General features: G+C 72.4%; 20 protein-coding genes and 1 pseudogene. 13 read left to right on the forward strand and 8 right to left on the reverse strand.

Annotated features, from left to right (window positions below; translation table 11 throughout):
• The 6 genes from G5C51_RS02025 to G5C51_RS02050 all read left to right on the forward strand — a co-directional run.
• Positions 1–286 (forward strand): nucleotide-binding domain containing protein (locus tag G5C51_RS02025; protein WP_276617580.1); only part of this gene is annotated, 286 nt, incomplete at its 5' end.
• A gap of 47 nt (positions 287–333) precedes the next feature.
• Positions 334–1389: a 4-hydroxythreonine-4-phosphate dehydrogenase PdxA gene (gene pdxA, locus G5C51_RS02030; RefSeq protein WP_165230511.1), complete on the forward strand. Its 1056-nt coding sequence runs from the start codon at positions 334–336 to the stop codon at positions 1387–1389.
• Between the two features lie 50 nt (positions 1390–1439).
• A complete protein-coding gene (locus G5C51_RS02035; protein ID WP_165230514.1) occupies positions 1440–2255 on the forward strand; it encodes a DeoR/GlpR family DNA-binding transcription regulator in 816 nt (271 codons plus the stop codon).
• Positions 2256–2392: 137 nt separating this feature from the next.
• Complete coding sequence (locus G5C51_RS02040; RefSeq protein ID WP_165230517.1) at positions 2393–3340, forward strand: sugar phosphate isomerase/epimerase family protein; 948 nt, start codon at positions 2393–2395, stop codon at positions 3338–3340.
• Positions 3341–3453: 113 nt separating this feature from the next.
• On the forward strand, positions 3454–4314 hold the full coding sequence (locus G5C51_RS02045) for an SDR family oxidoreductase (RefSeq protein ID WP_165230520.1): 861 nt from the start codon (positions 3454–3456) through the stop codon (positions 4312–4314).
• 61 nt (positions 4315–4375) lie between these two features.
• Positions 4376–4927, forward strand: coding sequence for an AAA family ATPase (locus G5C51_RS02050; RefSeq protein ID WP_338117978.1), 552 nt, complete (start codon positions 4376–4378; stop codon positions 4925–4927).
• A 409-nt stretch (positions 4928–5336) separates the two neighbouring features.
• On the opposite strand, the pseudogene G5C51_RS44230 reads toward G5C51_RS02050, so the two are convergent.
• A pseudogene (locus tag G5C51_RS44230) lies at positions 5337–5507 on the reverse strand (helix-turn-helix domain-containing protein); the annotation flags it as partial.
• 53 nt (positions 5508–5560) lie between these two features.
• On the opposite strand from G5C51_RS44230, the gene G5C51_RS02060 reads away from it, so the two are divergent.
• Complete coding sequence (locus tag G5C51_RS02060) at positions 5561–6502, forward strand: DUF2867 domain-containing protein (protein ID WP_165230526.1); 942 nt, start codon at positions 5561–5563, stop codon at positions 6500–6502.
• Positions 6503–6588: 86 nt separating this feature from the next.
• Here the strand turns inward: G5C51_RS02060 and G5C51_RS02065 are convergent, their stop codons facing one another.
• The 3 genes from G5C51_RS02065 to G5C51_RS02075 form a co-directional block, all read right to left on the reverse strand.
• On the reverse strand, positions 6589–7818 hold the full coding sequence (locus G5C51_RS02065; protein ID WP_165230529.1) for a serine hydrolase domain-containing protein: 1230 nt from the start codon (positions 7816–7818) through the stop codon (positions 6589–6591).
• A 101-nt stretch (positions 7819–7919) separates the two neighbouring features.
• Positions 7920–8756: an LLM class flavin-dependent oxidoreductase gene (locus G5C51_RS02070; protein WP_165230533.1), complete on the reverse strand. Its 837-nt coding sequence runs from the start codon at positions 8754–8756 to the stop codon at positions 7920–7922.
• 53 nt (positions 8757–8809) lie between these two features.
• Positions 8810–10021: an MFS transporter gene (locus tag G5C51_RS02075; RefSeq protein ID WP_165230536.1), complete on the reverse strand. Its 1212-nt coding sequence runs from the start codon at positions 10019–10021 to the stop codon at positions 8810–8812.
• 84 nt (positions 10022–10105) lie between these two features.
• On the opposite strand from G5C51_RS02075, the gene G5C51_RS02080 reads away from it, so the two are divergent.
• Entirely contained in the window at positions 10106–10999 is an 894-nt protein-coding gene (locus G5C51_RS02080) for a LysR family transcriptional regulator (protein ID WP_165230539.1), read from the forward strand.
• Here the strand turns inward: G5C51_RS02080 and G5C51_RS02085 are convergent, their stop codons facing one another.
• A complete protein-coding gene (locus tag G5C51_RS02085) occupies positions 11000–11596 on the reverse strand; it encodes a TetR family transcriptional regulator C-terminal domain-containing protein (RefSeq protein WP_206313319.1) in 597 nt (198 codons plus the stop codon).
• Between the two features lie 69 nt (positions 11597–11665).
• Between G5C51_RS02085 and G5C51_RS02090 the strand changes: the two genes are divergently transcribed.
• On the forward strand, positions 11666–12316 hold the full coding sequence (locus G5C51_RS02090) for a hypothetical protein (RefSeq protein ID WP_165230542.1): 651 nt from the start codon (positions 11666–11668) through the stop codon (positions 12314–12316).
• A gap of 14 nt (positions 12317–12330) precedes the next feature.
• Here the strand turns inward: G5C51_RS02090 and G5C51_RS02095 are convergent, their stop codons facing one another.
• The 3 genes from G5C51_RS02095 to G5C51_RS43925 all read right to left on the reverse strand — a co-directional run bounded on the left by G5C51_RS02095 (position 12331) and on the right by G5C51_RS43925 (position 15130).
• Positions 12331–13140: a citryl-CoA lyase gene (locus tag G5C51_RS02095; protein WP_165230545.1), complete on the reverse strand. Its 810-nt coding sequence runs from the start codon at positions 13138–13140 to the stop codon at positions 12331–12333.
• The gene (locus tag G5C51_RS02100; protein ID WP_165230548.1) at positions 13137–14294 is read right to left on the reverse strand and encodes a CaiB/BaiF CoA transferase family protein; all 1158 of its coding nucleotides are present in this window, start codon (positions 14292–14294) and stop codon (positions 13137–13139) included. Before G5C51_RS02100 ends, G5C51_RS02095 begins: the two co-directional genes overlap by 4 nt.
• 68 nt (positions 14295–14362) lie before the next feature.
• Positions 14363–15130, reverse strand: coding sequence for an IclR family transcriptional regulator (locus G5C51_RS43925; protein ID WP_338117979.1), 768 nt, complete (start codon positions 15128–15130; stop codon positions 14363–14365).
• 209 nt (positions 15131–15339) lie between these two features.
• On the opposite strand from G5C51_RS43925, the gene G5C51_RS02110 reads away from it, so the two are divergent.
• From G5C51_RS02110 to G5C51_RS02125, 4 genes are read left to right on the forward strand one after another with little or no spacing between them, the layout of a single operon-like run.
• On the forward strand, positions 15340–16818 hold the full coding sequence (locus tag G5C51_RS02110; protein ID WP_165230551.1) for an aldehyde dehydrogenase family protein: 1479 nt from the start codon (positions 15340–15342) through the stop codon (positions 16816–16818).
• The gene (locus G5C51_RS02115; RefSeq protein WP_165230554.1) at positions 16818–17801 is read left to right on the forward strand and encodes a zinc-dependent alcohol dehydrogenase; all 984 of its coding nucleotides are present in this window, start codon (positions 16818–16820) and stop codon (positions 17799–17801) included. Before G5C51_RS02110 ends, G5C51_RS02115 begins: the two co-directional genes overlap by 1 nt.
• A complete protein-coding gene (locus G5C51_RS02120) occupies positions 17798–19540 on the forward strand; it encodes a thiamine pyrophosphate-binding protein (RefSeq protein WP_165230557.1) in 1743 nt (580 codons plus the stop codon). The genes G5C51_RS02115 and G5C51_RS02120 overlap by 4 nt, the downstream gene beginning before the upstream one ends.
• Entirely contained in the window at positions 19537–19911 is a 375-nt protein-coding gene (locus G5C51_RS02125) for a cupin domain-containing protein (protein ID WP_165230560.1), read from the forward strand. Before G5C51_RS02120 ends, G5C51_RS02125 begins: the two co-directional genes overlap by 4 nt.
• The last annotated feature ends 8 nt before the right edge of the window (positions 19912–19919 follow it).

A 19919-nucleotide genomic window follows, 5' to 3' on the forward strand; every position in this document is an offset into this window, starting at 1 on the left:
AACCGAGGCGCCCCGCCTCTCCCGCGCCCTCGCCACCCTCGCGGCCGCCGCCCCTGGCCGCCCCGACCTCGTCCTCACCGGCGGCGAGACCGCCCGTCGCGTCCTCGACGCACTCGGCATCACCGAACTCCACCCGGCCGGCGAAATCCACCACGGCGCCGTCCGCTCCCACTCCCGGGAGGGCCGCACGGTCGTCACCCGCCCCGGCAGTTACGGGGACGACCACTCCCTGCTCACCATCGCCCGCTCGCTGCGCCCGGCCGGCTACCGGCCGGCACCCGACTGATGACGCCTGCCGCCCGCCCCCTTCACCACCATCAATGGAGCTCTCCCATGCCCCCCAGCGCCTCTGCCGCCACCGAGTCCACCGCCGCCACGGGCCGGCGCGAACTCCCCCTCATCGCCGTCACCATGGGCGACGCCGCCGGCGTGGGCCCGGAGGTCATCGTCCCCGCCGTCCTGGACGACGCGACCCTCGGCCGGTGCCGCCCCGTCGTCATCGGCGACGCCGGCCGGCTGCGCGAGGCCGCCCGCATCCTCGGCCTCGATGCCGGCTGCGACATCGTCACCGTCGACGCTCCGGAGGAGGCCGTGTTCGCGCCCGGCCGTATCAACGTCATCGATCTCGGGCTGCTGCCCGCCGGACTGCCCTGGGGCGAACTCTCCGCCACCGCGGGCGACGCGGCGTACCAGTACATCCGCAAGGCCGCCGAACTCGCCGTCGCCGAACGGGTCCAGGGCATCTGCACCGCGCCCCTGAACAAGGAAGCCCTGCACTCCGCCGGGCACGTATACCCGGGCCACACCGAACTCCTCGCCCACCTCACCGGCACCGAGGAGGTGTCGATGATGCTCTCGACCGAGAAGGTCAAGGTCATCCACGTCACCACGCACATCGGCCTGATCGACGCCATCAACCGGATCGAGCCCGGCCTGGTCGAGCGCACCGTCCGCCGCGGCCACGACGCGATGGTCAGGGCCGGCGTCGCGAACCCGGCCATCGGGGTCTGCGGCATCAACCCGCACGCCGGCGAGAACGGCCTGTTCGGCTACGGCGAGGAGGCCGAGAAGATCGACCCCGCCCTGGCGAAGCTGCGCGCCGAGGGCATCGACGCGCGCGGCCCGCTGCCCGCCGACACCGCCTTCTTCCTCGCCTCCCGCGGCGACTACGACCTCATCGTCGCCATGTACCACGACCAGGGCCACGGCCCGGTGAAGGTGCTCGGCATCGAGGCGGGCGTCAACCTCACCGTCGGCCTCCCCGTCATCCGCACCTCCGTCGACCACGGCACCGCCTTCGACATCGCCGGCACCGGCCGCGCCGAGCCCGGCAGCATGGTGGAGGCGCTGCGTCAGGCGGCCGAGATGGCGACGGTCACCGTAGGCTGACCGGGCGCCCCTCCCGCTTCCTCTCCCACGCAAGGAGTCACCGGCCGACTATGCAGTCCACGCCCGCCATCGGCTCGCGCGAACGCCGCGAACGCATCGAGCACCTGGCCACCACCACCGGCCTGGCCAGCGTCGACGAGCTGTCCGAACTCTTCCGCGTCACCCCCTCCACCATCCGCCGCGACCTGGCCCGGCTCACCGCGGAGGGCCGCCTGGCCCGCACCTACGGCGGCGCCATGCCGCTCACCGCGCACCCCGAGGCCTCCCTGCGCCAGCGCATCGGCGAGGCGTACGAGGCGAAGCAGGCCATCGCGCGGGCGGCCGCCGCGCTCGTATCGCCCGGCGAGCACCTGCTGCTGGACGCCGGCTCCACGGTCGGCGCCCTGGCCCACGAGCTGCGCACCGCGCGCGATCTGACCGTGGCGACCACCGGCCTGACCGCGCTCAACGAACTCACCGACGCGGAGGGCGTGCGCCTGCGCTGTGTCGGCGGCGACCTGCGCCCGCTGAGCCAGGGCTTCGTCGGCCCGATGGCGGAAGCCGCCCTGGAACGCCTCACCTTCGACCGTGTGTTCCTCGGCACCGACGGCATCGCCCCTGGCCTCGGCATCTGCGAGGCCGACCTCGCCCAGACCCGCCTCAAGGAACTGATGGCCCGCCGCGCCGACCAGGTCTACGTCCTCGCGCACGCCACCAAACTGGGCCGTCGCCCCTTCCACGCCTGGGCCCAGCTCCCGGCCGGCTGGACGCTGATCACGGATACGGAGGCGGAGGAACGGGACGACGCCGCCGACACCGTGAAGCAGCTGCGGGCCGGGGGAGTGGAGGTCGTGGTCGCTCCGGCTGCCCCGCAGTCGGCCCCCTGAGGGGGCCCTTCGCGGGCCAGGTGTTTGCCCTCTCCCAAGACAAAGTTGCGTCGACTCCGGTCATAGCCATTGGCGCTCGGATAAAAGCGGTCTAATCTCCACCTCGCTGGCGTCGCTTTCACCCAGGGAGTACCGAGATGACCTCAAGCACCTCCCGCCGCAGATTCCTCGCCACCGCGGCCGCCGCTACTGCCGCCGCCGCGGGTACGGGCGTACTCGCCTCTCCCGCTGCAGCCGCGCACGGCCGCCGCCTCATTCCGCGCGGGCGCATCGGACTGCAGCTCTACAGCGTCCGCGACAAGGTCCAGCAGCTGGGATTCGCCGCCGTGCTCGCCGAGCTGTCCCGGATCGGCTACCACCTGATCGAGTTCGCCGGCTACTCCTCGCCCGCCGAGCCCGGCCTGACCATTCCCCAGCTCCGCCAACTGCTCGACGACAACGGCCTGAAGGCGGCGGGCAGCCACCTGGGCCTCGACACGCTGCTCAACAAGGGCACCAGGGAGCAGCAGTTCGAGATCGCCGCGCAGCTCGGCACGAGCTACGTCGGCACCGCGAGCAACTTCCCCGGCAACACGCTCGCCGAGATCCAGGCGGGCGCGGACCGGTTCAACGAGGCGGGGGAGGTGGCGCGGCAGTACGGCCTGAAGATCTATCAGCACAACCACACAGCCGAGTTCGCCCCGGTCGCCGACCGCCCGGACGTGCGCCGCTACGACGCGTTCCTGGAGCACACCGACCCGCGCTACGTCTTCCTGCAGCTGGACATCCTGTGGTCGCACGGCGGCTCGCTGCGCTACCGCGACCAGCTCGGGGAGTTCAACCCCGTCGACTACGTCAACGCCGCCCCCAGGCGCTTCCTGTCCTTCCACGTCAAGGACGGCGTCCGGGATCCCGCGCTGACCAACCAGTACCGGGACGTGGTGTTCGGCGCCGGCGAGATCGACTTCCGCCGCTTCTTCCGCGCGCTGCGGGAGCCGGCCTACCCCCTCTATCTCTGGGAGCAGGACCGGGCGCCGCAGGAGCCGCAGGGCTCCCTGTGGGCGGCGGAGACGAGCTACGACCGGATGGTGGCGCTCAGCTGCTGAAACGTGCGGGCCGCGCCCTTGGCCCGTTCGGCCCGTAGCCGCTCGTGGCGCTGCGGCGGGATGCTGCCTTCCTGTCGTCGCCCCTCGCCCCTCGTCCAGGAGCGGAGCAGCCCATGAGCAGCAGGCGCAGAACAGTCCTCATCACCGGTGCCTCCCGCGGCCTCGGCCGGGCCACCGCCGTGCGGCTGGCCGCCGCCGGCTGGGAGGTGCTGGCGGGCGTACGGGACCCGGACGCCGGCAAGGCGCTCGCCGCCGAATCACCGCAGATCACCCCGGTCGAACTCGATGTGACCGACGCAGCGCAGCTGGCCGGGCTGCCCGACCGGCTGCCGCCCCGGCTGGACGCCCTGGTGAACAACGCGGGCATCGGCATGGCGGGCCCGGTCGAGGCCGTGCCCCTGGAGGACGTACGCCGGCAGTTCGAGGTCAATGTGATCGGGCAGCTCGCCGTCACCCAGGCCGCGCTGCCCCACCTGCGCGCCGCCCGGGGACACATCGTCTTCGTCTCCTCGATCAACGGCCGGGTGGCGATCCCGATGTCGGGCCCGTACAACGCCTCCAAAGCCGCCCTCGAATCGCTGGCCGACAACCTGCGCGTCGAGCTGCGCCCCTGGGGCATCGAGGTCGTCCTCATCGAGCCGGGCATCCACGACACCGACCCCTGGCGGCAGATGCTCGACCTCCTCGACGAGACCGCGGCGGCCCTGAGCCCCGAGCATCGTGACCTCTACGCCGGGCACATCGCGGCGCAGCGCACCATGTGCGCCAAACTCCAGCAGCGCACGGCACCACCGCGCAATGTGGCGGCGGCCGTTGAGCGCGTCCTGAACACCGCACGCCCCCGCGCCCGCCGCCTCGTAGGCAACGACGCCCGCATCCTGAACGCGATGCGAGCCGCCCTGCCCACCCGCGTACTCGACGCCGTCTGGGCCCGCAACATGGGCCTCCGCAAGCCGGGCCGGGCTTCGTCCTGACCATGCCCGCCCGAGCAAATCGGGTTGCCCGGCCCGCCGGTGTCCTGCAACGCTTCCGGGCGTGATCGCCGCTGAGACATCGCAGTGCCTGCTCGTTACGGGCATGCCGGGCGCCGGGAAATCGACGGTGACCCGGCTGGTGGCCGAGCGCCTGCCGCGCTCCGCGAAGCTCGACGGCGATGACCTCAACAAGATGATCGTCAACGGATTCGTCTGGGCCCTGGGGGAGCCGGCGGACGAAGCCGCCCGGCAGGTGCGGCTGCTGCACCGCAATCTGTGCGCGCTGGCGGCCAACTTCGCCGACGCCGGCTTCACACCCCTGATCGACGCGATGATCGCCGACCGCACGAAGCTGGACTTCTTCCTCGAACTCCTCGCTCCCCGCCGGGTCCTGTTCATCGTCCTCGCGCCGGGCATCGAGTCATGCCGCTACCGCAACACGATCCGGGACCCACGCGACCGATTCGACTTCGACGGCTATGAAGCCCTCGACGCCACGATGAAGCGTGAGTTCGGCGACGTCGGCTGGTGGTTCGACACCGCGGACCTCACCCCCGACGAGACCGCCGATCGGATCGTGCGGCAGGCGCACCGCCGGGCCCTCGCGAACTGAACCCATCGCCGCGCCCGAGCACCGTGTCCAGGACGGCGTCCAGGTGCGGGCCCTCGGCGGCGCCCGACGGGATCGCCTCCGGTACGGCGCGGGCGAGTTGGATGTGGCCGAGGTAGCTCGTGTAGGCGAGGAAGCCGCGGTGGCGAGCCTCCTCCGGTGGGAAGCCGAGTTGTTCGAAGAGGCCGGCCACGTACGCCACCCGTCGCTCCGTGACCCGTCGGAGCACCGCCGCGACCTGCGGGTGGTCCGCGGTCGCGAGGAGGGACAGTTCGAGGGGATCTTCGGCCGCCTCGGCCTTGGCGACGGCGAAGAGGGTGCGCAGGCGTCGCTCCGGGTCCGGCTCGGCCTCGATCCGGTCGATCACTGCCTCGGTGCCGGTCTCTTCCCAGCGGGCGAGCGCGGCGTCGATGAGGGCGGCGCGGTTGGCGAAGTGCCAGTAGAAGCTGCCCTTCGTGGTGCCGAGCCGGGCGGCCAGCGGCTCGACGGCGACCGCGGCGAGGCCGCCTTCTCCCATGGCGGTGAGGGCGGCGTCCGCCCAGTCCTGGGCGGTGAGCCGCTGCTTCTGCTGCCGTTGCGCCATGACCGTACGGTACCGTACGGTCGAACCATACGGTGGCGTATGGAGGTGCCCTCATGAAAGCGGTACGCAATATCCACGAGCGTGACATCGAAGCCCCGGCCGAGGCGGTCGGCGCGCTCCTCGATCGCCTGGCGACGGATGACGACCCGCTCTTCCCCACCCCCGGCTGGCCGCCGATGCGCTTCGACCGCCCACTGGGTCCGGGCGCGGACGGCGGCCACGGCCCGATCACCTACCGGGTGGTGTCGTACGAACCCGGCCGCCGGATCCGCTTCGACTTCACCGACGCGGCGGGCGGCTTCCACGAGCTGACGATCGCGCCGCTGGGCGAGGCCGCGGACCCCGGCGCCGGCCGCTGCCGGGTCCGGCACGAGCTGGTGATGGCCTCGCCGTCCCTCACCGACCGCCTCGGCTGGGCGCTGGTGATCCGCTGGGCCCACGACGTCGTGATCGAGGAACTCCTCGACAACGCCGAGCGGGCGGCGACCGGGCGCGTGTGCGCGCCGTACCGCCGGTCGCCCTGGGCCCGGCTGGTGCACCGGATGCTGTTCCCGCGCCCGGAGGCTACGGAGCTGCCCGCCTCCGCCGTACTGGCCCGACAGGCCTTCCCCGAGCCGGACTTCGCGGACGCCTGGCGGCTGGAGCTGCGCCCGGGGATGCCGCGGCACCCACGGGCCTGGCGGAAGGTGCTGCCATTCCCGGTGCTGGCGCAGGAGGGCGGCGAGCTCCTCCTCGGCGAGGACAGCAGGCACGGTGACTTCCGGGCGTCCTTGCTGGTGGAGGGCGATTACGTGACCCTCTCCACGGTCGCCCGCACACGCACCGCGCTGGGCCGGGCCTACTTCGGGGTGGTGCGGCACATACACCCGTACGCGGCCCGCTGGGTGCTGCGCCGGATGGCGCGGCGACTGGCGCTGACGGCACCGTCGGCGGGGGAGCGCCACGGCACCACTCCGGCGACCAACAGCAAGGTGCCCGGACCTACTTCCGTGTGACGTGCCGGCCGGCGCCTCCTCCTGGGTGAGTATCGTGTCGGCGCCGGCCGGCGTGATGTCCTCGTAGGACGCAGGCGTGCGGCAGGTCAGTCGTCGATGGCCTGATAGAGGGTCGTCCAGAAGTCGTGCATGAGGTGCACCGAGTTCGGGACGGATACGCCGACCTGGGTGAGCAGGATGCCGGTGATCCCGTTGACCGGGTCGGCGTAGGTGGAGGTGCCGGCGCCGCCGTCCCAGCCGAACTGGCCGATGGGCGCGTAGTCGCCGCGGTACGTGCGGACCGCCATCCCGAAGCCCCAGCCGCCGTGCTGGCCCTGGCCGAAGGAGATGTGGACGGCGTTGAGCGCCAGCTCCTGGCGGGCGGCCTGCTGCTCGGGCGTGAGGCGGTTGGTGGTCATCAGCTCGACGGCGGCGCGGGACAGGATCCGCTCGCTGCCGTGCGTGCCGCCGTTCAGCAGCATGCGGAAGTAGGCGTGGTAGTCGTCGGCGGTGGAGTTCAGGCCACCGCCGCCGCCCTGGAACGCCGGCGGCGAGCTGTGGCGCCCGCCTTCGGCCGGGTCCCACACCTGGAACTCACCGGTCTGCGGGTCGGGTGCGTACAGCGGCGGCAGCCGGTGCAGCTGGTCGGCGGGCACGTGGAAGCCGGTGTCCTTCATGCCCAGCGGCTCGAAGATGCGCTCGCGCAGGAACGCCTCGAACGACTGCCCGGTGACCCGGGCGACGAGCACGCCGAGCAGATCGCTGGCGATCTGGTACTGCCAGCGCTCACCCGGCTGGTGCATCAGCGGCAGCTCGCCCAGGCGGCGCATCCACTCGTCCGGCTCGGGCATGGGCTCCGGCAGATTGGGAGTGATCCCCTTCTCGAAGACCGCGCCCATGATCGGAGTGCCCAGCACCGTCATATCCATGCCGAGCCCGAAGGTGGAGGTCAGCACGTCCCGCACGGTGATCGGCCGGCGCGCCGGTACGGTGTCGTCCAGCGGGCCGTCGAGCTGCTTGAGCACCTGCCGGTCGGCGAGTTCGGGCAGCCACTCCTGCACCGGGTCGTCGAGGCGTATCCGGCATTCGTCGAGCAGGACCATCGCCGCCGCCACCGAGACCGGCTTGGATGTCGAGGCCATCCGGAAGACGGTGTCCCGGCGCATCGGCTCGCCGCCGTCATGGCGCATCGTCCCGAGCGTCTCGATGTGTGTCTCATCGCCCCGGCTGAACAGCGCGACGAGTCCAGGGATTTTCTTGGATTCGACATGACCTGCCAGCACGTGGCGAAGTCTTCGCAGTCCCGGCTCCGAGAAGCCGCCGTTGCTCTGTCCCATCAGGAAACTCCCTGCACTTGTGTCCACCGCGGGTGGCGGATGATCACGACATCATGATCGGCGGCTGGAGCGGAAGGAAGAGCTCCGGGCGAACTGCTGTCTTACGCCGCCGGGCCGTCGCGAAGCACGCCCCGCACCGTGTCGAGCCGCACCCCCGGGTCGATATCCGTCAGCCACCACGTCGCGCCGGCCCGCGCATACGGCTCCGGGTCGACTCCGACCGGCAGGCTGATGGCGATGTCGTACGAGTCCATGTCGCCGTGGCGTAGTTCGGTGAGGGTGGCGACGACCTCGGCGAGCTGGTCGGGGTGCTCCAGGTTGGCCGGGAAGAAGCCGTCGAGCCGGGCGGCCCGCCGGATCGGCCTGGGGTTTCCCGGGAAGCCGGCGGCCCATACCGGCACGCCGGGCCGCTGCACCGGCCGGGGCAGGAACGTCATGCCGTCGACGGTGTAGTGCTCGCCGCGATGGTGCACCGGCTCGCCGGACCACGCGGCGGCCAGGATCGCCAGCGACTCGTCGAGCATCTGCCCGCGCAGCCGGTCGTCGAGCTGCTCGCCGGTCCTGGACAGCTCGCCGGCGAAGCGGTCGCTGCCGAGGCCGACGCCCAGGGTGAGGCGGCCGCCGCTGAGCTGGTCCAGCGTCGCGGTCTCCCGCGCCACCTTGGCCGGCCGCCGGCGGGGGAGCACCGTCACCATGGGGCCGAAGCGCAGCCGTTCGGTCGCGGTGGCGATCGCCGCCAGCGCGATCCACGAGTCGGCGACCTGCCGGACCGGCTCCCGCCAGCACAGTTGATCCCAGACGAAGAAGCCGTCCCACCCGGCTTCCTCCGCCTCGGCGGCGAGCCGCGCCGCCACCCGCGGGTCGGCGAGCTCGTCGAAGAGCGGCAGCCAGAGCGCCGACCGGAGCCGCGGCTTAACGTCAGCCGGTACGTGTCGCATGATGATGTCCTCTCATTCGGGGGAGGGGGTCAGGTGCGGGACGGCTGAAGTGCTTACGCCGCGGTGCGGCTGCGGAGCGCCGGGCCGAGCGCCAACTGGCCGGCGAACAGGGCGATCGCGGTGATCGCACACACCGCCCCCAGGGCTCCCCGGCCGGCCTGGTTGAGCAGGACGGTGCCGGCCAGCGGACCGAACACGCCCCCGACGCTCCAGGTGGCGGAGGCGATTCCCATGTAGCTGCCGCGCAGATCCGCCGGTGCCAGGTCGGCGAAGGCGCCGCCGAACATGACGGCGATGCCGATCTGACCGAGGGACCAGAGCAGGACCGCGGCCGCGTAGCCGGTGGTGCTGTGCGCGGTGGCGCTCGACGCGACGCCGGCGCCGACCAGGAGTATGGAGACGGCCGGCACCGCGCTGGGGTCGCGACCCGCGAGCAGCCGTACCGCCAGTGGTTGGCCGACGACGATGGCGATGCCGTTCAGCGCGAGCATCGCGCCGTACGTCGCGGGGCCGTGGCCGTCCGCCGTCATGATCAGCGGCAGCGTGGCGAACGTCTGCAGGAACAGCGTGAAGTACGCGACGTAGAGCAAGGTCATGGCGAGCATCAGCCGGTCGCGCAGGAGTACGGGCAGCAGGGCGCGCCGGGGCTGCTCCGGTGCCGGCGGGCGGGTCTCGGGCACTCGGCGCCAGACGATCAGTGCCGCGACCACCGAGGCCGTGGCATTGATCCAGAACAAGAGGCCGTAGCCGTGCCGGGCGAGGACCCCGGCGGTGACCGTGGCGATGGAGAAGCCGAGGTTGGCCGCCCAGAAGAGCAGACCGAAGGCCCGGATCCGCTGCCGTGCCGGAAGGTCGGCCACCGCCGCCGCCCCGGCCGGGCGGAACAGGTCCGCCGTCAGCCCGAGTCCGACGGCCGCCGCCCAGATCGCCGGCACCGTGTCGGCCGAGCCGAGGGCGGCAAGCGCGACCGCGGTCCCCAGGAAGCCCGCCAGCATGGTGTTGCGCCGGCCGATCCGGTCGCCCAGCCAGCCGCCGAGCAGCTGGGATCCGATGCCGCCGACGCCGACCGCCGCCACCACCGCACCGGCGGTCGTCGCCGTCAGGCCCTGCTCCTGCGTCAGATAGAGGACCAGGAACGACTGGACGACGCCGCCGGCGCGGCTCACGAAGTGGGTCGCGGCCAGCGCCCAGACGAGGTGGGGCAGGTCCAGCCGCGGGCGGGAGGGTGCCGCTGCTTTCCGGGTGGGTGTGGCGTAGGTCGTCATGTCGATGACCGTAGGAGCGTCGCTGCATCGTGAAAAGCGATGGTTTCCGATCGAGTTGATCGGCAATCGCTATGCTAGGAGGTTATGGCTGACATCGAGCTGCGGCACCTGAGGACCATGTCCGCTATTGCCGAGGAGGGGACGTTCGGGCGGGCGGCGGACCGGCTCGGCTACACCCAGTCGTCGGTGAGTCAGCAGATCGCCGCGCTGGAGAAGGCCGTTGGCGGCGCCGTCTTCGACCGGCCGGGAGGTCCCAAGCGGGTACGGATCACCCCGCTCGGCGAGGTGGTCCTGGCGCACGGGCGCGAGTTGCTCACGAAGGCGGACGTACTGACGGATGCCGTCGATCGCTTCCGGGCCGGCAACGGCCGGATCGACATCGGCACCTTCCAGAGCGCCACCAACCTGATCCTGCCGGCCGTCGTGCGCCGGCTGCTCGATGAGCAACCGGGCTGCGACATCCGGCTGTTGGACGTAGGGCCTGCGGATCCGCGGATCGGCAATCTCGACCTGTTGTTCCACTACGGGCGGATCGAAGGCGACGTGGAGCATGCCGAGCTGCTCGACGAGCCGTACCTGCTGGTGGCGGGCGCTCGGGCATTTCCGGAAGGGCCGGTGCAGGTGCAGCAGCTCGACGGCGCTCCGATGGTCGCCTGGCCTCCCAACGAGCACCAGATATGGCTGGAGCGGACGCTCGCGGCGGCCGGCGCGCGGCCGCGGATCGTGTTCCGGACCGGCGGTCACGAAGCCATCGTGTCGATGGTGCGGGCGGGCATCGGCTCGGCGGTGCTGCCGTGGACCGCCCTCCACGGCACCGATGCCTGGACCGACGACCGGCTCAGCGTTCACCAGCTGCGGCCCTCGCCCGCGAGTCCCTGGCACCTGTACTGGCCGACCGGGCGCACTCAATCGCCGCTCGTCACCCGGGCCATCGACATCGCCGTCGAAGCCGCCGGTGAGCTGTCCGGTCAGATGTGATCAGCTCGGGTGGGCCCGGGCGGCCAACTCCCTGAGGTGGTGGTCGAGTACCGCGAGGAGCGTCGTAGGCGTGGCCCGTGCGGGGCGGGTGACGCCGTGGACGAGAAGGCCGTCGATCAGGGCGTAGAGGCGGTCCGTCTCCAGGTCGGCGTCGAGGGCGGCGCCGGGCCCGGTCAGCCGGCCGATCTGGTTCAGGCAGGCGGCGCGGAGCAGGTCGTAGGCCTCGTCCCGGAGGGCGCGCAGCGGGGGGTCGACGAGGGCGCGGGCGGTGAACGCGAGCCAGACCTCGGATTCGATGCGCCGGCGCTTGTCCAGGGGGAGGAATTCGCTGAGCACCTGGAGTACGTCGTCGTGCGGGTCGCCGGCGGCGGGCAGCGCCTCGATGCGCTGGGTGATGCGGTCCATGACCAGGCGCATCGCGAACTCCAGCAGCGCGGAGTGGCTGGGGAAGAAGTGCCGCAATGAGCCCGCGGACAGGCCGGCTTCCGCGGCGACGTTGCGGATGGAGGCGTGGTCGAGGCCGTCCCGCGTGATCACCCGCCAGACGGCTTCGGCGAGTTCGGCGCGGCGCTGCTCGGGGTCCACGATTTTCGGCACGCTCTTTTCTAACACGCTCGTGCTAGATTAGGTTTCTAGCACAGGTGGGCTAAAAAAGAGGGGGGCGGCATGCGAGTCGTTGGACGTTGGGTGACGGTGGTCGTCGCCGTGTTATTACTCATAGCCGGTGGCGTCGCCACCTGGGCCGCGGCCGAACAGGCGGGTGGCGGCGGCTGGTTCAGCACGCCGCGGGAGGAGTTCCGTACGTCCGCGCGGGCGCTGGTCACCGACGAGCTCGAGGTCTCCACCGGCCGTCCGGGCGATCCGTCCAATGACATCGGGGAGTTGGGGGCGGTCCGGGTGCGCGTGGACCGCGTCCGCGGGGAGCAGCCGCTGTTCGTGGGGATCGCCCGCCGCGGCGACGTGGACCGCTACCTGCGAGACGTCGCCCATGAACGGCTGGCCCGAGTGCACAACGACCCGTTCCGGGCCGACTTCACCCGCGCCGCCGGTAACCGGACGCCCGCGCGCCCCGGCGACCAGCACTTCTGGGTCGCCACCGGCTCCGACACCCGCGACCTGGTCTGGGACAAATCCCACGGCACCTGGACCCTGGTGGTCATGAACGCCGACGCCTCCCCGGACATCGCGATACGCGCCGACATCGGCCTCCGCTTCGGCTCCCTGCCCTGGATAGCGGCCGGCCTGCTCACGGCCGCGGCGCTGCTGGGCGGCCTGTGGTTCGTCGGCCGGCGGAGGCGACGCGCTGCGCCGGAGTGATCGAATGCAACCGGTCACGCCGCCCCCGGCGGCCGATCGCGGCGTGGCGGGAGGATCGAGCGGGGTACGGGCCCCTTGTTGCGGGTGCCCTGCTCGTGTTCCTCCCAGGCGTGGGCCAGGATGCCGATGCTGCGGCTGAGGACGAACAGGCCGCGGGCGAGCGGGGCCGGGAAGCCCAGTTCGGCGTAGATGATCGCGGTGGCGCCGTCGATGTTCATGGGGATGGGGCGGGGCCTGCCGCGGCTCAAGTGGTCCTCGATCGCCTTGCCCGCGCGCAGGTGGTGGCCCGGCACCACCCCGGCCCGTACCGCGGCTTCCGTACGGGAGACGAGCGGGTCGCGGCGGGGGTCGCGGGGGTGGAAGCGGTGGCCGAAGCCGGGGACGTAGCGGGGGCCGGCGGCGACGGCTTCGGCCGCGGCCTCCGCTGTGGTGCGGCCGGCCGACTCGAGGCGCAGCACCTCGTCGAGGAGCGTGACGCACTGTTCTCCGGCGCCGCCGTGGGCGTCGCCCAGGACGTTGATGCCGCTGGCCATCGCGCTGTTGAGGCCGATGCCGCAGGTGATGGCCATGCGGGCGATGGCGATCGACGGCGCCTGCGGGCCGTGGTCGACGCCGGCGACGAGCGCCGCCTGCAGCAGGTCCGCCCGCGGGGCGTCGGGCAGCTCGCCGCGGAGCAGCAGCCAGATCGCGGACGGCAGGTCGACGGTGCCGATCAGGTCCTGGACCGGGCGGCCGCGGAGTTCGATGACGCCCGGCTCCATGTGGGACACATCGGTGGCCCACCACCGCGCGACGTCCCCGGTGGGGTCGATGCCGGCGGTCATGTCGCGGACTTCCACACCGGCTCGTGCGTGTGCTGCCCCAGCCGCGGTGGCGGTGCTTCGGGCCGCAGCGGCTGCCCGTCGTGCAGGACGCCGCTGCCGGACACCCGCAGGCGGCGGTCGCTGCCGTCGGGGAAGGGCAGGTCCGTACAGAAACCGCGGTGCGCCAGCTGCTCCAGCTCCAGCGCCTCGGAGACGGTGACGATACGGGCCGCGGGCACCCCGGCCGGGGTGAGCAGCTGCTCCCACTCCCGTACGGTCCGTTGCCCCAATGCGGCGTTGAGCTGCTTGTTGAGCTCCTCCCGGTGGGCCTTGCGGGCCTCCCGGCCCGCGAACCGGGGGTCGGTGAGCAGCTCCGGCCGGCCGACCAGCCGGCAGAGCGTCTCGAACTGCTGCTGCCGGTTCGCGGCGATGTTCAGCGGACCGTCGGCGGCGCGGAACGTCCCCGACGGCGCGGCGGTGGCGTTCTGGTCTCCCATCGGCGCCGTCTCGACGCCGCTGACCATGTAGTTCGACACCGTCCACCCCATGGCCGAGATGGCGGCCTCCAGCATCGACACATCCAGGAAGACGCCCTGCCCGCTCTCCTCCCGCCCGGCCAGCGCGGCGCAGATGTGCAGCGCGGCGGTCAGGCCGCCGATCGTGTCGCAGACCGGGAAGCCCACCCGCACGGGCGCCGTGTCGGGGGTGCCGGTGACCGCCATCATGCCCGAGAGCCCCTGGATGATCTGGTCGTACGCGGGCGCCTGGCTCATCGGGCCGTCCTGGCCGAAGCCGGAGATCGCGCAGTACACGAGCCGGGGGTTGAGCGCCCGTAACCGGTCCCAGCCGAAGCCGAGCCGGTCGAGTACGCCGGCCCGGAAGTTCTCCAGCAGCACGTCGGCCTCGCCGGCCAGCTCCTCGAACCGGGCCTTCCCCTCCTCGGTCTTGAGGTCCAGCTCGATCGACTTCTTCCCCGCGTTCTGCGCCAGGAAGGACGCCCCCAGCCGGGCCCGGTTCAGGTCCGCCTCGGGGCCGAGGCGCCTGGCCAGATCGCCCTGCCCCGGCAGCTCGGCCTTCACCACATCGGCGCCGAGCAGCGCGAGCTGATAGCTGCAGTACGGCCCCGCCAGCACGTTCGTCAGATCGAGTACCTTCACGCCGGTAAGCGGTGGCATGGCTGCTCCTCAGTGATCCGCCTGGGACCGGACCGGACAGGACAGGACGGGACAGGACGCGCGGCTCGCTACCCCCCGCTCAGTGGATGGTCGAACCCCCGCTCGGAGATCTGGCCGCCGACCTCGCGCAGATCCTCCGCGAACTCCCGCACCCGGTCAGGTCCGAAGCGCACGCTCGGTCCCGACAGCGACAGCGCCGCCACCACGGCCCCCGAGCGGCCGGTGACCGGGACCGCCACCGCGGACAGCCCCTCCTCGCGCTCGCCATGGCTCTGCGCCCAGCCGGCGTGCCCCGCCTCCTCGATCCACTCGCGCAGCCGCTTCACATGCCCGTCGCCGTACGGGGACGTGCGCGCCACCCGCGCCAGCAGCGCGTCCGCGGCGTCCTTGAGCAGCACCTTGGACGACGCCCCCGACCACAACGGCAGTTCGTCGCCGACGTGCACGACGTGCCGCAGCGGCTGCGGGCTCTCCTGCTGTGCCACGCAGACCCGGTAGACGTCGCGGCGCATGTACAGATTGACCGTCTCGCGCCGCCGCGCGCCCAGGTCCCGCATCAAGCGACGGGTCTCCGGCGGGAGTTCCCAGCTGCTGCGGGCCAGATGCGTCCAGCGCCACAGCCCGGGCCCGGCGAGATAGCCCTGCCCGGTGCCCCACAGCAACCCGCACTGCTCCAGCGTCTGCACCAGCCTGATGACGGTGGTCTTGGCCAGCCCGGTGGCCTCGGTGATATCCCGTACGGACACCACCGGCCGCTCCTCGGTCAGCAGGGCCAGGATGTCGAGCGCGCGCTGGACGCTGCGCACTCCGGCGGTGTCGCTGCTCTCCGTACTCACAGCGCCGCACGATACACAGAGGTCCGCAGAGCAGTCTATATGGACCGAACAGCGGTACCGGTACGTGGATTTGGAAAGTTGCCTCCCACCCTCTTCCCGGCGATGAACTGTGGTCCTATAACTAACTCACTCGTTCGTACATAGTAGTTGACGCGGTTCTCATCCGCAGAGCAGTCCGCACGTGCCGTTCTACGGCCCAGGAGGGTTTGATGCTGGAAGAGATCGTGCGGATGGACCCGGGCACCGGCCCGGTCCACGTGCCCGCGTTCATCACCGGCTCATGGCAGGGCGGCGGACCCGCGGCCGACCGTATTGGGCCGTACGTCCGGCAGCCGGTCTCCCGCGCCCCGCAGGCCCAGCCGGAGGACATCCGCGCGGCCCTGGCGTCCGCCCGCACCCACGCCGGGCGCATCGTGCGGCTGTCGCCGGCCACCCGCGCCGGCGTCCTGGAGCGCGCCGCCACGGCGGCCACCGCGTTACGCGACGACCTCGCCCGGCTGCTCGCGCTGGAGTTGGGCAAGCCCGTGAAGGACGGCCGCGGCGAGATCAACCGGGTCGCCGACACCTTCGCCGTCTGCGCCGCCGAGGCCCGTCGCATCGGCGGCGAGAACCTCCCCGTTGCCGGCTGGGCCCGTGGGGCCGGCAATACGGCGCTCACCTTCCGCGCCCCGCTCGGTGTGGCCCTGGCCATCACCCCCTTCAACGCCCCCGCCAACCTCCTCGCGCACAAGCTCGGCGCGTCGTTCGCGGCCGGCAACACCACCCTCGTCAAGTCGCCCCCGCAGGCCCCGGCCACCACGGCCGCCGTCGTCGCGCTGCTGCTCGACGCCGGAATGCCCGGCGAGGCCGTCCAGCTGCTGCACGGCGGCGGCGACACCGGCGCCGCCCTGTGCGCGGCCGACGAGGTCGCCGTCATCAGCTTCACCGGCAGCCCGCGGACGGGCGCCGCGGTCGCCCGGGCCGCCGGCGCCAAGCGCCTGGTCCTCGAACTCGGCGGAAACGCGGCCACGATCGTGTGCCAGGACGCCGACCTCCCCCACGCGGCCTCGGTCTGCGCCCGTACCGGCTACAGCAATTCGGGCCAGAGCTGCATCTCGGTCCAGCGGGTGTACGTGCACCACTCCCGCTACGACGAGTTCCTCACCCTGTTCGAGGACCAGGTCCGCGCCCTGCGCACCGGCGATCCGCTCGACCCGGCGACCGACATCGGCGCGATGGTCGACGAGGACGCCGCGCAGCGGGTCGTCGACTGGGCCGCCAAGGCGGGCGCGGACGGCGCGCGGGTGCCGCTCGGCGGCACCCGGGACGGGGCCACGGCCGCGCCCACGATCGTCGCCGGGCCGCCGCCGGACGCCCTCGTCGTCACGCACGAGGTCTTCGGCGCGCTGGTCGCCGTGCTGCCGTACCGCGACTTCGACGAGGTGATCGACACCCTTAACTCCGGGCGCTACGGCCTCCAGGCCGGCCTGTTCACCCAGGACCTCACCCGCGTCATCACCGCCTGGCGCGAGCTGCAGGTCGGCGGCGTCATCGTGAACGGGTCGTCCAACTACCGCCTGGACCATGTCCCGTTCGGCGGAGTGAAGGACTCCGGCTTCGGGCGGGAGACGCCCCGCTCGATGATCGAGGACTTCACCCAGGTCAAGACCCTCTTACTGCGCGGCGCCTCGATCTGGGGCGAGGACTGATGCGCGCCGTGACGCTCGTCGCCCCCGGCCTGGTCCTGGTCGACGACCACTGGCCGGAGCCGCGCACCGGCCCGTCCGAGGTGCTCGTCGAGATCCGCGGCGTCGGCCTGTGCGGCTCCGACGCGGCCGTGGTCGCCGGGCACCGGGCCGTACCGCGGCTGCCGTGGGTGCTCGGGCACGAGGCGTACGGGATGATCCGCTCCGTCGGCGCCGAGGTCACCGACCGGCACCCGGGCCAGCTCGTCGCCATCGAGCCCAACTACCCCTGCCTCGCCTGCCCGACCTGCCTGACCGGCGCCACCTCCGGCTGCGTCCGCAGGCGCATCGCCGGGATCTCGGAGCCCGGCATGCTCGCCGAGCGGGTGTCCGTGCCCGCCGGCTTCACCTGGCCGATCCCGGCGACCTGGCGCGGCGAGGACATCGTGTGCATCGAGCCGCTGAGCGTGGCCGTCAACGCGGTCGGCCTGGCGGGTCCCGGGCCAGGGCGGCGCTGCCTCGTGCTCGGCGCCGGATCGCAGGGGCAGCTGGTGTGCCTCGCCGCGCAGCAGGCCGGCGCCGCGGTGCACGTCACCGACCCGCACGCGGGGCGGCTGGCCCTGGCCCGCGAGCTGGGCGCGCTGCCCGACGACGGTGCCTGCGACTACCCGGTGGTGATCGAGACGTCGGGCGCGGTCAGCGCGTTCGAGCAGGCGGTGGAGCGGGCCGCGCCCGGCGGCCGGGTGGTCGTCGTCGGGCAGAGCGAGGCGCCCGCCCGGGTGTCGACCTTCCGCATCGTGCAGCGTCGCCTGACCATCCGCGGCTGCCTCATCTACGACCACCCCGGCGGCTTCGCCCGCACCCTGGAGGCGATCTCCGCCCACGACCTGCGTCCAGGGCGCGTGCTCCGCGCCCGCTACTCGGCCGCGGACGCCCCGCGCGCCTTCGCCGAGTCGGCCGGTGTCGCCGGGAAGTCCTGGATCAGCTTCGAGGAGGAGACCGCATGAGCGCCCGTACCGTCCCCGCGGCTGAACTGCTGGTCTCGCAGCTGCAGTCGTACGGCGTCACCCATGTCTTCGGCACCTGCGGGCATACGAACATCGCCCTGCTCGACGCCCTGGGTCGCAGCCCGATCGAGTTCGTCGTCGCCCGGCACGAGCAGGCCGCCGCGCACGCCGCCGACGGCTACGCCCGCGCGTCCGGGCGGCCCGGCGTCGTGCTGCTGCACGTCGGCCCCGGCATGATGAACGCGGTCACCGGCGTCGCCACCGCCGCCCTGGACTCCGTCCCGCTGATCGCGATCGCCGGCGACGTCCCGTCGTACTACCGCGGCCGCCACCCGCACCAGGAGGTCAACCTCCACGCGGACGCCGACCAGACCGCCATCTACCGGCCGTTCGTCAAACGAGCCTGGCACCTCCACCGCGCCGAGGACCTCGGCCGCTTCACGGAACGCGCCTTCGCCACGGCCACCGCGGGACGTCCCGGCGCCGTCCTCCTCAACGTACCGATGGACCTCTTCTCGCGCCGGGTCCCGGAAACGCTCCACCCGCTGCCCGCCGACCAGGCACCCCCCGCCCTGCCGCCGGCCACCGCCGAACGCATCGCCGCCCGGCTGGCCGCTGCCGCCCAGCCGCTCCTCTACATCGGCGGCGGCCTGAACGGCCGCAGCGACGCCCTGCTCCGGCTGGCCGAGCACCTCGACATCCCGGTCGTGCACTCCCTCATGGCCAAGGGCACCGTCCGCGACGACCATCCGCTGCTGCTGGGCATGCCGGGCTTCTGGGGGCTGAAGACCACCAACGACTACGCGAGCGGGGCCGATGTCGTGCTGGCGGTGGGCACCCGCTTCGCCGAGACCGACGCCAGCTCCTGGGACCCGGCGCACACCTGGGACTTCACGTCGTCCGCACTGATCCAGATCGACATCGACCCGGCCGAGATCGGCCGCAACTACCCGGTGGAGACCGGCGCGGTCGCCGACGCGGGGGAGGCGCTGCGGGCCATCGCCACCGGCGCCGAAGCCCTACCGCCCGTCAACCGCCCGGACCTCCGCGACCGCATCGCCGGCGCCCGCACCGAGCTCTTCGCCGACTCCCGCGCCCGCGGTGAGAGCGACGCCTATCCGCTCCGCCCCGAGCGCATCCTCGCCGACCTACGGGACGTGCTGCCCGCTGACGCCGTCCTCGTCACCGACGTCGGCTGGAACAAGAACGGCGTCGCGCAGTGCTATCAACTCCCGCCCGAGGGCCGGTTCATCACCCCCGGCGGCCTGTCCACCATGGGCTTCGGGCCCGCCGCCGCCGTCGGCGTGCAGCTCGCCGAGCCGGAGCGCACCGTGGTCGCCCTGATCGGCGACGGCGGCATGAGCGCCCAGCTCCCGGCCGTCCCGATGGCCGTCGAGCGGGGCGCGCCCGTCGTCTTCGTCGTCATGAACAACCGGGCCCACGGCACCATCGCGGACCTCGAGGCGGCGCACTTCGGCACCGCGTACGGCTGCGAGTTCACCGGCCCGGACGGCGAGCCGTACAGCCCGGACTTCGCCGCGCTCGCCCGCGCCTGCGGCGCCGACGGCTACCGCATCGACGCGCCGGGCGATCTCCGTATCGCCCTCGCCGCCGCGCTGCGGGCCCGCCGCCCCGCCGTGCTGGACGTGCCCATGGTCAACGAGCCGGTGCCCACCCCCGGCCACTGGAACATCAAGGACATCTACCAGGGGATTTTCCCGGACGGGAGGCAGACATGATCCGCGTCATCGATCCGTTCGCCGTCGAGCGGCCGCTGTGGCTGGGGCTCGACGACGCCGGGCACCGCCGCAAGGTCTTCAAGGTGGTCGACGAGCATCTGCAGGCGAGCGAGTTCCTCACCAGCGGGCTCACCATCTTCGAGCCGGGCGAGGCCAGCTCGCTGCACAACCACCCGGAATCCGAGGAGATCAACTTCATCGTGCGGGGGAGCGGCGAGGTGGTCGCCGGCGACGGCGAGCGCACCCCGTTCGGGACCCACACCTTCATGTTCATCCCCAAGGGCGTGAAGCACCAGCACATCAACACCGGCCGTGAACCGCTGTGGCTGGTCTTCGTCTACGGACCGCACGGCCGGCTCCCGACCAGCTGAGCCCCGCC

The sequence above is a fragment of the Streptomyces coryli genome (assembly GCF_011044975.1).
Taxonomy (GTDB): domain Bacteria; phylum Actinomycetota; class Actinomycetes; order Streptomycetales; family Streptomycetaceae; genus Streptomyces; species Streptomyces coryli.